This is a genomic window from Streptomyces sp. NPDC012888 (assembly GCF_042900645.1).
Lineage (GTDB): Bacteria > Actinomycetota > Actinomycetes > Streptomycetales > Streptomycetaceae > Streptomyces.
Window position 1 is genome coordinate 19,407 of sequence record NZ_JBIBBM010000009.1, and the last position, 13,785, is coordinate 33,191.

13 protein-coding genes are annotated in these 13,785 nt (G+C 74.2%); 8 read left to right on the plus strand and 5 right to left on the minus strand.

The features are described from left to right. Positions 1-96 precede the first annotated feature (96 nt). The gene (locus tag ACFY61_RS17425; RefSeq protein WP_389472788.1) at positions 97-921 is read left to right on the plus strand and encodes a trypsin-like peptidase domain-containing protein; all 825 of its coding nucleotides are present in this window, start codon (positions 97-99) and stop codon (positions 919-921) included. A 65-nt stretch (positions 922-986) separates the two neighbouring features. Here the strand turns inward: ACFY61_RS17425 and ACFY61_RS17430 are convergent, their stop codons facing one another. The 5 genes from ACFY61_RS17430 to ACFY61_RS17450 form a co-directional block, all read right to left on the minus strand. Next, positions 987-1,430: an NUDIX hydrolase gene (locus ACFY61_RS17430; protein ID WP_389472790.1), complete on the minus strand. Its 444-nt coding sequence runs from the start codon at positions 1,428-1,430 to the stop codon at positions 987-989. A gap of 79 nt (positions 1,431-1,509) precedes the next feature. After that, the gene (locus ACFY61_RS17435; protein WP_389472792.1) at positions 1,510-2,718 is read right to left on the minus strand and encodes an ABC transporter permease; all 1,209 of its coding nucleotides are present in this window, start codon (positions 2,716-2,718) and stop codon (positions 1,510-1,512) included. Continuing rightward, on the minus strand, positions 2,715-3,434 hold the full coding sequence (locus ACFY61_RS17440) for an ABC transporter ATP-binding protein (protein WP_389472794.1): 720 nt from the start codon (positions 3,432-3,434) through the stop codon (positions 2,715-2,717). The genes ACFY61_RS17435 and ACFY61_RS17440 overlap by 4 nt, the downstream gene beginning before the upstream one ends. After that, positions 3,431-4,552, minus strand: a complete 1,122-nt coding sequence (locus tag ACFY61_RS17445) for a peptidoglycan-binding protein (protein ID WP_389472797.1) — start codon at positions 4,550-4,552, stop codon at positions 3,431-3,433. The genes ACFY61_RS17440 and ACFY61_RS17445 overlap by 4 nt, the downstream gene beginning before the upstream one ends. Beyond that, positions 4,549-5,046 carry a hypothetical protein gene (locus ACFY61_RS17450; RefSeq protein ID WP_389472799.1) on the minus strand — a complete coding sequence of 166 codons (498 nt, stop codon included), beginning with the start codon at positions 5,044-5,046 and terminating at the stop codon, positions 4,549-4,551. The genes ACFY61_RS17445 and ACFY61_RS17450 overlap by 4 nt, the downstream gene beginning before the upstream one ends. Positions 5,047-5,136: 90 nt before the next feature. On the opposite strand from ACFY61_RS17450, the gene ACFY61_RS17455 reads away from it, so the two are divergent. The 7 genes from ACFY61_RS17455 to ACFY61_RS17485 all read left to right on the plus strand — a co-directional run bounded on the left by ACFY61_RS17455 (position 5,137) and on the right by ACFY61_RS17485 (position 13,737). Continuing rightward, positions 5,137-5,814, plus strand: a complete 678-nt coding sequence (locus ACFY61_RS17455) for a response regulator transcription factor (RefSeq protein WP_389472801.1) — start codon at positions 5,137-5,139, stop codon at positions 5,812-5,814. 95 nt (positions 5,815-5,909) lie between these two features. Further along, positions 5,910-7,127 carry a sensor histidine kinase gene (locus tag ACFY61_RS17460; RefSeq protein WP_389473232.1) on the plus strand — a complete coding sequence of 406 codons (1,218 nt, stop codon included), beginning with the start codon at positions 5,910-5,912 and terminating at the stop codon, positions 7,125-7,127. A 100-nt stretch (positions 7,128-7,227) separates the two neighbouring features. Continuing rightward, entirely contained in the window at positions 7,228-8,184 is a 957-nt protein-coding gene (locus ACFY61_RS17465; protein ID WP_389472804.1) for a TIGR03619 family F420-dependent LLM class oxidoreductase, read from the plus strand. 9 nt (positions 8,185-8,193) lie between these two features. Beyond that, positions 8,194-8,982: an SDR family NAD(P)-dependent oxidoreductase gene (locus ACFY61_RS17470; RefSeq protein WP_389472806.1), complete on the plus strand. Its 789-nt coding sequence runs from the start codon at positions 8,194-8,196 to the stop codon at positions 8,980-8,982. 95 nt (positions 8,983-9,077) lie between these two features. Continuing rightward, on the plus strand, positions 9,078-10,199 hold the full coding sequence (locus ACFY61_RS17475; protein WP_389472809.1) for an LLM class flavin-dependent oxidoreductase: 1,122 nt from the start codon (positions 9,078-9,080) through the stop codon (positions 10,197-10,199). 338 nt (positions 10,200-10,537) lie between these two features. Further along, positions 10,538-12,280, plus strand: a complete 1,743-nt coding sequence (locus ACFY61_RS17480; protein ID WP_389472812.1) for an amidohydrolase family protein — start codon at positions 10,538-10,540, stop codon at positions 12,278-12,280. Then, a complete protein-coding gene (locus tag ACFY61_RS17485) occupies positions 12,277-13,737 on the plus strand; it encodes an aldehyde dehydrogenase family protein (RefSeq protein WP_389472815.1) in 1,461 nt (486 codons plus the stop codon). The genes ACFY61_RS17480 and ACFY61_RS17485 overlap by 4 nt, the downstream gene beginning before the upstream one ends. Positions 13,738-13,785: the final 48 nt, after the last annotated feature.

Sequence of the window (13,785 nt, forward strand, 5' to 3'; positions counted from 1 at the left end):
GGCCGGGCCGGGTCCCCGCCGCGCCACCCCTCGCTTGCGGCGCGCGCCGCCGGCGCGGCATGCTTCGCCGGGGCCGAGCGAGGGGGTGGCGTCGCGGTGGAGCGGCGGAACGTGCTGACCGGGCTGCTGTGCGCGGGGGCGGCAGTGGCGGCGTCCGCGGTGATGACCGTGGTGGTGCCGCCCACCCCCGCGGGCTCCGCCGAACCGGAACGCCCGCCCGCCGCGAGCACGCCGCCACCCGGGCGGGCGGCGCCGCCGCAGTCGCAGTCGCAGGGCGGCGGGGGAGCGAAGCGCGAACAGCCGGCCGGCACCCCCGCCTACGTCGGCACGATGTTCGAGAACGGTCTGGACGGCGGCCACTTCTGCACCGCCACCGTCGTACGCAGTCCCGGCCGCAACCTGATCGTCACGGCCGGACACTGCCTCGCCGACGGCAGGCCGGGCGGCGGCGGGGCCGGCGCGCTGTTCGCGCCCGCGTTCTCGGGCGGCTCCGCGCCGTTCGGCACCTGGCGGATCGAGGAGGTCTTCCAGGACCCCCGCTGGTCCCAGGGCGGGGACGACGCCTACGACCTGGCCTTCGCCCGCCTCGCCCCCGACGACCGGGGCCGCAACGTCGAGGACGTCACCGGAGGGGCCGAGCTCGACACCTCCGGCCGCACCGGCGAGCAGGTCACCGTCACCGGCTACCCCTCCGACCGCGACGTCCCCCGCACCTGCACGGCCACCGCGACCCTGCCCAGCCCCACCGAACAGCGCTTCGACTGCCCGGACTTCCCGGCCGGCACCAGCGGGAGCGCGTGGATCGCCCGGGACGGCCGGATCGTCGGCGTCCTGACGGGCGGCGACACCGACGACCGCTCGACGAGCACGGTCCTGGGCGAATACGCCGCCGCGCTCTACCACCGCGCCACGGCGCGCTGACGCCGGGTCTGGGCGATCGTCCCGCAGGGCGGGGCCCGCACGGCGGGGGACCGGCGGCGGTCCGGCTAGCGGAGGAGGCCCAGGTGGACCGGAGCGCGGGGGGCCGGTACGGACAGCAGTTCGGCCAGCTTCGGCGGCCACACCGGCTCGCCCAGCCGGGCCAGCCGCTCCGGGTCCAGCCACTGCCAGTACGCCTGCGGCGTCTCCGTGCTCGGTGCCCGGTCCGGCCCGGTGGTGACGTAGATGTGCTCGTGCTGCCGGACCGGGATCCCCGAGTGCGTGAAGTCGTGCTCCCACGTGCACAGCAGCCGCTGCGGAGCCAGGTCCGTCCACCCGGTCTCCTCCCGCAGCTCGCGCACCACGCACTCCTCGGGGGTCTCCCCGGGATCGATGCCACCGCCGGGCGGCAGCCAGTGGATGCCCACTTCCGTGTTGTTCTCGCGGAAGAGGAACACCGAACCGTTGGGGGACAGGATCACGATGCGGGCGGCCCGCCTGGGAGTTCGCATCAGATCAGCGTACGGCGCGCCGCCCGCCCCGGCCTGCGGTTTTCCCCGCGGACCGGGCCGGACGGACGACCCCGCGCGCCTACGCCGTCGCCAGGGCCAGGGTCGGGGACAGGCGGGACGCGCGGATCGCCGGGTAGAGGCCCGCGGCCGTGCCGATGCAGAGGGTGGCCGCGAAGCCACCGACGACGGCCCACGGCGGGACCACCCAGGGCAGGTCACCGGCCCGGGCGTAGACGGCCGTCGCGGCCGCGCCCAGGGCGGTGCCGGCCAGGCCGCCCAGGCCGGACAGCAGCAGGGACTCCGTCACGAACTGGATCCGGACCTGCCCCTTAGTCGCGCCGAGCGACCGGCGCAGGCCGATCTCGTGGCGCCGCTCCAACACCGAGATGATCATGGTGTTGGCCACTCCGACACCGCCGACCAGAGTTGCGATCCCGCCGAGCCCCAGCAGCAGCGTGCTGAACGCGCCCTCGGTCGCCGCCTTCGCCTGGAGGGCCGCCGACGGGTCGGTCACCGACACCACGTGCGGGGACCGCGGGTTGGCGGCCCGCGGGATCAGGTCGCGGACCTCGGCCACCGACGCGTCCGCCGAGCGCTCGTAGATGGCCGTCGGGTGGCCGTCGAAGCCCAGCAGGTTCCGCGCGGCGTCCCAGCCCACCAGGGCGGAGCGCTCGATCTCCGGGGCGAGCGGCACCGGGTCCAGGACCCCGATCACCGTGAAGTACCGGCCGCCGATGAAGACCTGCTCTCCCGGGGCCGTGACCCCGAGCCGTCGCGCCGCGACGTCGCCCAGCACCACCGCCGGGTAGCGGCCGGTGGCGGCGTTCAGCCAGCTGCCGCTGCCCACCCGGGCCCGGAGCGTGCCCAGCAGGTCGTCCTTGGCGGCCTTGACGGTGATCCCGCCGGTCTCCTCCTTCGGGATGTTCTCCGTTCGCCGCACCGCGTGCCGGACGTCCCCGGTGGTGCCCACCGACTCCACCCCCTCCAGCCGCGACACCATCCCCGGTGCCTCCGGCGGCAGGGACGTGTCCTGGCCGCTGAACATGGACCGGCCGGGCGTGGCCACCAGCATGTTGGTGCCCAGCCGGTCGAGTTCGCGCAGCAGCTCGGCCTGGCTGGACGCCGAGACCCCCACCACCGCGATCATCGTCGCGATGCCGATGGCGATGCCCAGCGCGGACAGGAAGACCCGGGCGGGCCGGGACCGCAGCCCGGCCGAGCCGACGTGCAGCACGTCGCGCGGGCGCAGCCGGGCCGGCTTCAGCCGGGTGCGGACCCGCGCCCTCACACCGCCTCCCGGGCCCGTGCACCACCGCGTACGTCGGCGACGACCTCGCCGTCCCGGATGCGGACCTGCCGGGGCAGGCTCGCCGCGATCTCGTTGTCGTGGGTGATCACGGCGATGGTGGCCCCGTCCCGGTTGAGTTCGTGCAGCAGCTCCATCACCGACTCGCCGGACGCCGTGTCCAGCGCACCGGTGGGTTCGTCGGCGAGCAGCAGGTCGGGCCCGCCCGCCACCGCCCGGGCGATGGCCACCCGCTGTTTCTGCCCGCCGGACAGCTCGTGCGGCCGGTGGCCCATGCGGTCGCCCAGACCGACCCGGTCCAGCGCGGCCTCCGCCCGGCGGAGGCGTTCCGTGCGCGGGAGGCCGGAGTACAGGAGGCCCTCGGCGACGTTGGCGCGGGCCGTGATGCCGGGCACCAGGTGGAAGGACTGGAAGACGAACCCGACGTGGCGGGCGCGCAGGGCGGACAGCGCCCGGTCGGAGAGGGTGGCGACGTCGTGTCCGGCGATGGCGACCCGTCCGGCGGTGGGCCGGTCCAGGGTGCCGACGACGTGCAGCAGGGTGGACTTGCCGGAGCCGGACGGGCCGACGATCGCGAGCAGCTCGCCCGCGCCCACGGTCAGGTCGACGCCGCGCAGGGCGGCCACCCCGCCCGGGTACTCCTTGGTGACGCCGGTCAGTTCGACCACCGTCCTGGTCGGGTTCTGTGTGCCGTTCACGTCTTGGGCACCCCGACCTCCATGCCCTCCCGCAGGCCGCCGCCGGTGACCTCGACGCGGCCCCGGCCGAACATGCCGAGCCCGACCGCGACCTCGCGGACGGTGCCGTTCTCGACCACCTGGACGCCGAAGCCACCCCCGGCCAGCGCGAGCAGCGCGTTCACCGGGACCGACAGGACGTTCTCGCGGGTCTCGCCGGTCAGGCTCACCGACACCGGGGCGCCGTCGGGCCCCTTGGCGGCGGCCGGGTCGTCGAAGGCCACGACGACCTCGACCTTCGCCCCGCCGTCCCCGCCGCCGTCCCGGCCGCCGGAGCCGCCGCCGGATCCTCCGCCGGAGCCCCCGCCCTCGTCCCCGGCCGTGGTGGTCCCCACCGAGTCGACCTTCCCGCCCGTGGTGCCGCCGCCGGGCAGGGCGATGGTCACCCGGTCGCCCACCCGGGCCGCCTGGGCCCGGGACACCTCCAGCCGGAGCCGGACGATCCGCTCGGTGCCGGTGAGGGTGAGCACCGGCTTGCCCGGCCCGGTCTGGTCGCCGACGGCCGCGTCGGCCCGGCGTACCCGCTGCGGGCCGGCCGCGAAGGCGACGTCCTCCTTGGCGACCTGCCCGGTCTGCTTCGCGCCGTGCGCCTTCTGCCACCGCTTGACGGCGGTGGCGGTGCCGTCGGTGAAGGTGCCGTCCTCCGGGTCGAGCCCCGGCCCGTGGCCGAGGGCCTTCAGGTTCCGCTTGAGCTGCTTGACGTCCTCGCCCTCGTCCCCGGCCTTCAGCGGCCGGTACATCGGCGTGGAGCCGTACATCAGGCGTACCGGCCGTCCGTCGACCCCGTACAGCTCGTCGTCCCGCGCCACGGACGAACCCTCCGGCGCCACCCGCGTCAGCACCCCCGGTCCGGCGGCGTTGAGCTTGCGCTCCCCCGCGTAGCCGAGGGTGCCGTCGACCTGGACGGTGGCGCTGAGGTTCCCGCGCACCACCGGCGCGGTGTCGGGGGGCAGCCCGTCGGCGTGCCGTTCGTCGCCCTGCGTGTCCTGGGCGCGGCCGTCGAGTACGACGTACCCGCCGCCGGTCGCGGCGAGCAGTACGACCAGCGCGGCGATCAGCCGGCCGCCGCGGCGCCTCATGCCGTCTCGCACTTCTTCTGGGCCTCCTCGAAGGCCTTCTCCTGGCCCTTCGGTATCTCGGTGGCCTTGCGCATGCCGCCGTCCCACTGCGGGTCGGGCAGGTTCACCCCGTTCTTGCGCATGCACTGGACCCACTTCAGCTGCTGGTCCTTCTCCTGCTGGCCGGGTTCGCCGCCGGCTCCGGGGCCCTTCATCCCGCAGGCCTCCATGGCCTTCTGCAGCTTCGCGGGGTCGGAGCCGCCGCCGACGGTCATCGCCCGGGGGTCCTGGCCGGGCTGCGGGTCGGGCGCGTCGATGCCCTGTCCGCGCAGGCACTTGCGCATCCTGAGGGCGTCGTCGGCGATCTTGCCGGCGTCGGTCCCGGCGTTGCCGCCGGAGCCGGGAGCCGCGGAGTCCTCGCTGCCGGAGCTGCCGGAGCCGCCGGTGCAGGCGGTGACGAACAGGGTCAGGCCGGTGAGGACCGCGGCCGTGCTCATGGTCATTGATCGCTTCATGGGCCCGAGCCTGCTCCGGGAGCCGGTTTCGTCTCCCTAACGGCGGATGCTTACGACGGCGAAACACGGCCCTCCGGTAAAGAGGACGCCATGCGAGTGCTGGTGGTGGAGGACGAGGAGTTCCTCAGGGAGATGATCGCCGAGGGGCTGCGCCGGGACGCCCTGGCCGTGGACGAGGCGTGCGACGGCCCGGAGGCCCTGTCCCGGCTCCGTCTCGGTGAGTACGACGTCCTCGTCCTCGACCGCGACCTCCCCGGCCTGCACGGCGACGAGGTGTGCAGGCAGGTGGTCCGCGAGCGCCTGCTCACCCGGATCCTGATGCTCACCGCCTCCGGCACCGTCCGGGACCGCGTCGAAGGCCTCGGGCTCGGCGCCGACGACTACCTGACCAAGCCGTTCGCCTACGACGAGCTGCTCGCCCGGGTCCTGGCGCTGGGCCGGCGGGCCCGCCCGGCGCTGCCACCGGTGCTGGAGCGGGCCGGGGTGGCGGTCGACACGGCTGCGCGCGCCGCGAGCCGGGACGGCCGCCGGCTGTCCCTCTCCCGCAAGGAGTTCGCCGTACTGGAGGCGCTGCTGCGCGCGGAGGGCGCGGTGGTCAGCAACGACGACCTGATCGAGCAGGTGTGGGAGGCGGACACCAGCTACCGCACCAACGCGGTGCGCGTCACCCTCAGCAAGCTCCGCGCCAAGCTGGGCGAGCCGCCGCTGATCGAGACGGTCCCCGGCGCGGGCTACCGCATCGGACGGGACCCGGTGGCCGCCCGGTGACCCCGCCCCGCCCGCCCCGCCTGCTCCGCGGGGTCCGCCTGCCCCGCGCCCGGCGCCTGCGCCCGCCCCGTCTGCCCCGCGCGGTCCGCCGCCTGCTGCCCCGCAGCGAGCGCGGCCGGCTCACCGCCCTCTACGGCTCCCTGCTGCTGCTCGCCGGCGGCGGCCTCGTCGCGCTGGTGAACGTACTGCTCCGCAACGGCCTCTACGCGAGCATCAGCGGCGCCATCACCACCACCGTCGCCCCGCCCGGGACCGCGGCCCTGCTCCGCGAAGGCGTCGAGGTGCAGGCCGTCCCCGCCGAGCGGCTGCCCCCGGGCACCGCGCCGAGCCCCGAGCAGCTGGAGCGGTTCCGGATCACCCAGAACCTGACCGCCGCCGCCGAGGAGGCCGCCCTGCACGACCTGCTACTGGTCTCCCTGGTGGCCCTCGCCCTGTTCGCGGTGCTGTCGATCTGGCTGGCCTGGTGGATGGCCGGCCGGGTGCTGCGCCCGGTCGGGGTGATCACCGAGACCGCGCGCCGCCTCTCCGGCGCCAACCTGCACGAGCGGATCGCGCTCCGCGCCCCGCCCGGCGAACTGAAACGCCTCGCCGACACCTTCGACGGCATGCTCGACCGGATGGAACACCTGGTCTCCGCCCAGCGCAGGTTCGCCGCGAACGCGGCCCACGAACTGCGCACCCCCCTCGCCGTACAGCGCTCGGCCGCCGAGATCGGGCTGGCGGGCGACCCGCCGCCGGAGAAGGTGGCCCGGATCCGCACCAAGCTGATCGCCACCGCCGAGGCCAGCGAACACCTCGTCGAGTCGCTGCTGCTGCTCGCGGTGTCCGAGGAGGGGCTGTCGCCCGCCGCCACGGACGAGGTGGACCTGGCGGCGGTCGTGGCGGCCGAGCTGGCGGCACGCCCGGCCGAGGAGACCCGCACCGTGACGGTGGAACGGACCCTCGCCCCGCTGCCGGTGACCGGGGACCGGCTGCTGCTGGGCCACCTCGTCCGCAACCTCGTCGCCAACGCCGTGCGCCACAACCACCCCGGCGGCCGGGTCACCCTGACCACCACCACCACCACCGCCACCGGCGCCGACGGCCTGCTGACCGTCTCCAACACCGGAGCCGTGATCGACCCCTCGGAGGTGCCGTCCCTGATGGAACCCTTCCGCCGACGCGCCGAACGGCGGCACACCCCCGGGGAGGGAGCCGGGCTGGGCCTGTCGATCGTCGCCTCGATCGCCCGCGCGCACGGCGCCGAGCTCTCGGCGGAGGCCAACCCCGCCCCGCACGGCGGACTGACGGTCCGCGTCCGCTTCGGCCGGTGAACCAGAGGCCCGGGCCTTGTCTGACGATCGGTCAGCAACGACGATGGCCCCCGTGCGTCGATATGACGGAGCGTCAGTTCCGCTGCCGAGAGGGGTCGACATGGGACGTGTGTTTCCTGAGGGGCGGCTGGTGTACGGGATGCAGCTCCCCGTGCAGTCGCAGAGCACCATCTACGCCGAGCCCTGGGAGGCGTCGGCCGGCGCGGCCGATCTGGCGCGGATCGCGCGGGCGGCCGACCGGGCCGGGTTCGGCTACCTCGCCTCGTGCGACCACGTGGCCATCCCGAGGCGGCTGGCCGCCGCCATGAGCACCGTCTGGTACGACCCGGTCGCCACGCTGTCCTTCCTCGCCGGGGTCACCGAGCGCGTACGGCTGCTCAGCCACGTGGCGATCGTGGCGCTGCGGCACCCGCTGATCACCGCCAAGCAGTACGCCACCCTCGACCACCTCTCGGGCGGCCGCCTGGTCCTCGGGGTCGGGGCCGGGCACGTGCAGGAGGAGTTCGAGGTCCTCGGCGTCGACTTCGAGCGTCGCGGGGCCGTCCTCGACGAGACGCTGGACGCGCTGCGGGTCGCGCTCGGCCCGGAGGAGTTCCCGCGGTTCGAGGGGGATCTGTTCCGCTTCGACGGCCTCGGTCAGCTTCCCCGGCCCGCCCAGGAGCGGATCCCGGTGTGGGTGGGCGGCTCCTCTCCGGCCGCGGTCCGGCGGGCCGCCGTGCGCGGGGACGGCTGGCTGCCGCAGGGGGACCCGCGGGACCGGCTGCCGGCGCAGATCGCCCGGATCCGCCGGCTGCGGGAGGAGGCCGGGATCACCGATCCGATCGAGATCGGCGCGATCACCGAGGCGCTGTACGTCGGCGAGCCCGGCTGGGACACCGGCCGCCGGACCCTGACCGGCAAGCCGGAACGGCTGGCCGAGTCCCTGCGCGAGTACGCCGCGCTCGGCGTGGACCAGATCCAGGTGCGGTTCCGCAGCCGGGACGTGACGGAGCTGTGCGACCAGATCACCGCCTTCGGCGCGGAGGTCGCGCCCCACCTCTGTGACCGCGACGGCTAGGGGGCGACCATGGGCAAGCTGGACGGGCGCGTCGTCGTCATCACCGGCGCGGCGCGCGGCCAGGGGGAGCAGGAGGCCCGGCTGTTCGCCGCCGAGGGGGCGAAGGTGCTGCTGGGTGACGTGCTCGACGAACAGGGCGCGCGGGTGGCCGGGGACATCGGCGGGGACAGCGCCCGCTACGTCCACCTGGACGTGAGCCGCGAGGAGGACTGGGCGGCCGCGGTCGCGGTGGCGAAGGAGGCGTTCGGCGGGCGGATCGACGGCCTGGTCAACAACGCCGGCATCCTCCGCTTCAACGAGCTGGTGCACACCCCCCTCGACGAGTTCGAGCAGATCGTGCGGGTCAACCAGGTCGGCGCGTTCCTCGGCATCAAGACGGTCGCGCCCGAGATCGCCGCGGCGGGCGGCGGCACCATCGTCAACACCTCCTCCTACACCGGACTGGCCGGGATGGCGCTCGTCGGCGCGTACGCCGCGACCAAGGCGGCGATCGTGGGCCTGACCCGGGTGGCGGCGCTGGAGCTGGCCGCGCGGAACATCCGGGTCAACGCCATGTGCCCCGGGGCCGTGGACACCCCGATGGCCAACCCGGCGCTGCTGGACCCCGAGGGGCCCTCACCGGAGGCGGCCGAGGCCATGGCCGAGCTCTACAAGCGGGTGGTGCCGCTGGGCCGGGCAGGGCTGCCCGCCGAGGTGGCCCGGCTGGCCCTCTTCCTGACCAGCGAGGACTCCTCGTACATCACCGGGCAGCCGTTCGTCATCGACGGCGGCTGGATGGCCGGAGTGAGCATTCTCTGACGAGGTGTCAGGTATTGACGCGGCCCTCCCGCGGATGGAACAGTCGACGACATCGATCTGACGATGCGTCAGAAATCAAAGGACGGTGAACTCCCTTGGAATTCGGCATCTTCGTGCAGGGATACGTGCCCGAGGCGCGGTCCAAGGTCGACCCCGAGGCAGAGCACAAGGCGCTGATCGAGGAGACCGAGTACGTCATCCAGGCCGACAGGTCCGGCTTCAAGTACGCCTGGGCCTCCGAGCACCACTTCCTGGAGGAGTACTCGCACCTGTCGGCGAACGAGGTGTTCCTCGGGTACCTCGCCCACGCCACCGAGCGCATCCACCTGGGCTCCGGCATCTTCAACCCCCTCGCCCAGGTCAACCACCCGGTGAAGGTCGCCGAGAAGGTCGCCATGCTCGACCACCTCTCCAAGGGACGCTTCGAGTTCGGCACCGGCCGCGGCGCCGGCAGCCACGAGATCCTCGGCTTCCTCCCCGGCATCACGGACATGAACCACACCAAGGAGATCTGGGAGGAGACCATCGCGGAGTTCCCCAAGATGTTCCTCCAGGAGGAGTACGAGGGGTTCCAGGGCAAGCACTGGTCGCTGCCGCCGCGCAAGGTCTTCCCCAAGCCGTACGGCAAGGCCCACCCGGCCATGTGGTACGCGGCGGGCTCCCCCTCCTCGTACGCCATGGCCGCGAGGAAGGGCCTGGGCGTGCTCGGCTTCAGCGTCCAGAAGGTCTCGGACATGGAGTGGGTGCTGGAGCAGTACAAGACGGCGATCCGGGAGGCGAAGGCGGTCGGCGCGTTCGTCAACGACAACGTGATGGTCACCTCGACGGCGATATGCGCCGAGACGCACGACAAGGCGGTCGAGATCGCCGTCAACGCGAACATGAACCGCTTCCAGTCCCTGGTCTTCCGCTACCACGACACGTTCCCGCGGCCCGAGGCGATCCCGCAGTGGCCGGAGACCCTGCCCGAGTACAACGCGGAGATCATCGAACTCCTCATCGCCGAGGAGCTGCTGATCTGCGGCGACCCGTCGGAGGTCCTGGCCCAGTGCAAGCGGTGGGAGCAGGCGGGGGCGGACCAGCTGTCGTTCGGCCTGCCGACGGGGGTGGGCTACGAGGACACGATGACCACGATCAAGCTCATCGGCGAGCACGTCATCCCCGAGATCGACACCGACCCGGTCCACCGCACGACCCGCTTCCGCGAATCGGCGTAGCGGGGCCCGGCCGGCAACCCGGTGCCGGAGCGGCACCCCGCGCGCCGCGCCGTTCCAGCCTCGCCGGCGTTCGGGGCGCGGGTCGAGGGGCGGCGACCCGCAGGCCCGGGCGGAGATCCGGCCGGGCCGGAAGGGCCCGCCGGAACCGGGGCGCGGGCTGCGCCCCAGCCCCGCCCCCGTACGAGCCGCGCGGCAGCGCACAGGCAGGGGTGGTGTCTTCCCGGACCGCCACCCCGCACCGGCCCCGGCCGGGAAGGCAGGGCCGCGGCCGGCCCGCCGCCCCCCGGCCGGGGCACCCGCGCGGGCCGCGCGCCCGCCCACCCACCGGAAGGGACGCCATGCTCGACCACCTCATCAAGGGCGCCACCGTCATCGACGGCACCGGCGCCCCCGCCCGCACCGCCGACGTCGGCATACGCGACGGCCGCATCGCCGTCATCGCCGACCCCGGCACCGTCACCGAAGCGGCCCGCACCACCGAGGACGCCACCGGCCTGGTCCTCACCCCCGGCTTCGTCGACCCGCACACCCACTACGACGCCCAGCTCTTCTGGGACCCGTACGCCACCCCCTCCATGAACCACGGCGTCACCACCGTCGCCGGCGGCAACTGCGGCTTCACCCTCGCCCCGCTCAACCCCGACCGGCCCGAGGACGCCGACTACACGCGCCGCATGATGAGCAAGGTCGAGGGCATGGCCCTCAAGGCGCTCGAAGAGGGCGTCGACTGGTCGTGGTCCACCTTCGGCGAGTACCTCGACGCCCTCGAAGGCCGCATCGCGGTCAACGCCGGCTTCATGGTCGGCCACTGCGCCCTCCGCCGCCACGTCATGGGCGAGGCCGCGGTCGGCGGCGGCCGGCCCACCCCCGAGCAGATGGAGCGGATGCTCGCCCTGCTCCACGAGGCCATGGCCGCCGGCGCCTGGGGCCTGTCCACCACCCAGTCCGCCACCCACTCCGACGGCGACGGCGCCCCCGTCGCCTCCCGGCACGCCGAGCCCGCCGAACTCCTCGCCCTCGCCCGGGCCGTCGGCGACCACGAGGGCACCCAGCTCGAAGCCATCGTCGCCGGCTGCCTCGACCAGTTCTCGGACGACGAGATAGACCTCTTCGTCGAGATGAGCGCGGCCGCGGGCCGCCCCCTCAACTGGAACGTCCTCACCATCGACGCAGCCGTCCCCGAACGCGTGCCCCGCCAGCTCGTCCCCAGCGAACGCGCCCGCAAGGCCGGCGGCCGGATCGTCGCCCTCACCATGCCGATCCTCACCCCCATGAACATGTCACTCGGCACCTTCTGCGCCCTCAACCTCATCCCCGGCTGGGGCGAGGTCCTCGGCCTGCCCGTGCCCGAGCGGATCGCCAGGCTCCGCGACCCCGCCGTACGCGCAGGGATGCTGCGCCGCGCCGACAGCAAGGAGGCCGGCGTCTTCCGCCGCCTCGCCGACTTCGGCCGGTACGTCATCGGCGACACCTACAGCGCCGCCAACGACGGCCTGTCCGGCCGCGTCGTCAACGACATCGCCGCCGAACGCGGCCAGGACCCGTTCGAGTGCCTCGTCGAGATCTGCGCCAACGACGAGCTGCGCACCGTCCTGTGGCCCATGCCCACCGACAACGACCCGGCCAGCTGGGCGCTGCGCGCCGAGACCTGGCAGCACGAGGACGTCATGCTCGGCGGCTCGGACGCCGGCGCCCACCTGGACCGGATGTGCGGGGCCCCCTACACCACCCGCTTCCTCGGCGACTGCCTGCGCGGCCGCAAGCTGGTCCCGCTGGAGCAGGCCGTACGGATGCTCACCGACGACCCGGCCCGGCTGTTCGGCCTGCGCGGCCGCGGCCGCGTCGCCGAGGGCTACCACGCCGACCTGGTCCTCCTCGACCCGGAGCGGATCGACGCCGGCCCCGCCACCCTGGTCCACGACCTCCCCGGCGACAGCCCGCGCCTGGACTCCCGCGCGATCGGCATCGTCTCCGTCCGCGTCAACGGCGTCGAGACCATCCGCGACGACGAGGTGACCGGCGCCCTGCCCGGCATCGTCCTGCGTTCCGGCCGCGACACGAGGACGGTGAGCACCCGATGAGGGACCGGCTGTTCATCGGCGGCGAGTGGGTCGAGCCGGACGGCGGCCACTACGAGGTGGTCGACCCGGCCGACGAGTCGGTGGTCGGGCTCGCCCCCGAGGCCTCCCGGGCCCAGGTCCACGAGGCCGCCCGGGCCGCCCGCGAGGCCTTCGACGGCTGGTCCCGCACGAGGCCCGAGGAGCGGGCCGGGATCCTCGACCGGGCCGCGGACGTCATCCAGCGCGAGTACGAGCCGTGGGCGGCGCTCGCCCGGGCGGAGACCGGGGCCCCCACCGGCATCGCCCGCGGCATGCAGGTCGGCGTGGGCGTGGCCCGCTTCCGCCGTTACGCGCGCGGCGCCCTGGAACCGGTCGAGAAGGGCCTGCCCCCGCAGGTCACCGAGGCCGGCCCGATGGGCAGGGCGTCGGTGCTCGGCGCCCTGGAGGTGCGCCAGCCGGTCGGCGTGGTCACCTGCATCACCTCGTACAACAACCCCTGGGCCAATCCGGCGGGGAAGGTCGCCCCGGCGCTGGCCATGGGCAACACGGTGGTGGTGAAACCGGCCCCGCAGGACCCGCTGTCGGTGTTCCGGATGGCGGAGGCGCTCGCCGAGGCGGGCGTCCCGCCGGGCGTGGTCAACGTGGTGAACGGGCGGTCGGTGGAGGTCGGCGAGGCCGCGGTGGACTCCCCGGACGTCGACATGGTGTCGTTCACCGGCTCCACGGCGGTCGGCCGGCGCATCGCCGAGGTCTGCGGGCGGGGCATGAAGCGCCAGCTGATGGAGCTCGGCGGCAAGGGCGCGGCGATCGTCTTCGACGACGCCGACCTGGACGCGGCGATGATGGGCATCGGCACCACGTTCTCCTTCTACTCCGGCCAGATCTGCACCGCCCCGACCCGGGTGCTGGTCCACCGGCCGGTGCACGACGCGCTGGTGGAGAAGCTCACCGGCTACCTGTCCTTCATGAAGGTCGGCGACCCGGCCGCGGCGGGCACGGTCGTCGGCCCGGTCATCTCGGCGGCGCACCGCGACCGGGTGGAGTCGTACGTGGAGCTGGGCCGGAAGGAGGGAGCCCGGGTCGTGGCGGGCGGCGAGCGGCCGGCCGTGAGGGAGGACGGCAAGGGCTTCTACGTCGCCCCCACCCTCCTGACCGACTGCACCAACGAGATGCGGGTGGTGCGGGAGGAGATCTTCGGGCCGGTGGTGGTGGTCGTCCCCTTCGACACGGAGGAGGAGGCGGTGGCCCTCGCCAACGACTCGGACTACGGCCTGATCAGCTACGTCTGGTCGGGCGACGTGGCCCGGGCGTTCCGCGTGGCCCGCCGGCTGCGGGCGGGCGGGGTGGGCGTGAACACGATCGGGCGCAACATGGAGGCACCGTTCGGTGGCTTCAAGCAGAGCGGGGTGGGGCGGGACGTCGGCTCATACGCCCTCCACGCCTACTCCGAACTCCAGTCCATCGTCTGGACCACCTGACCCCGCCGCCCCGCCCGGGCCGGGGCGGGACGACGGCCCGCGCCGGGG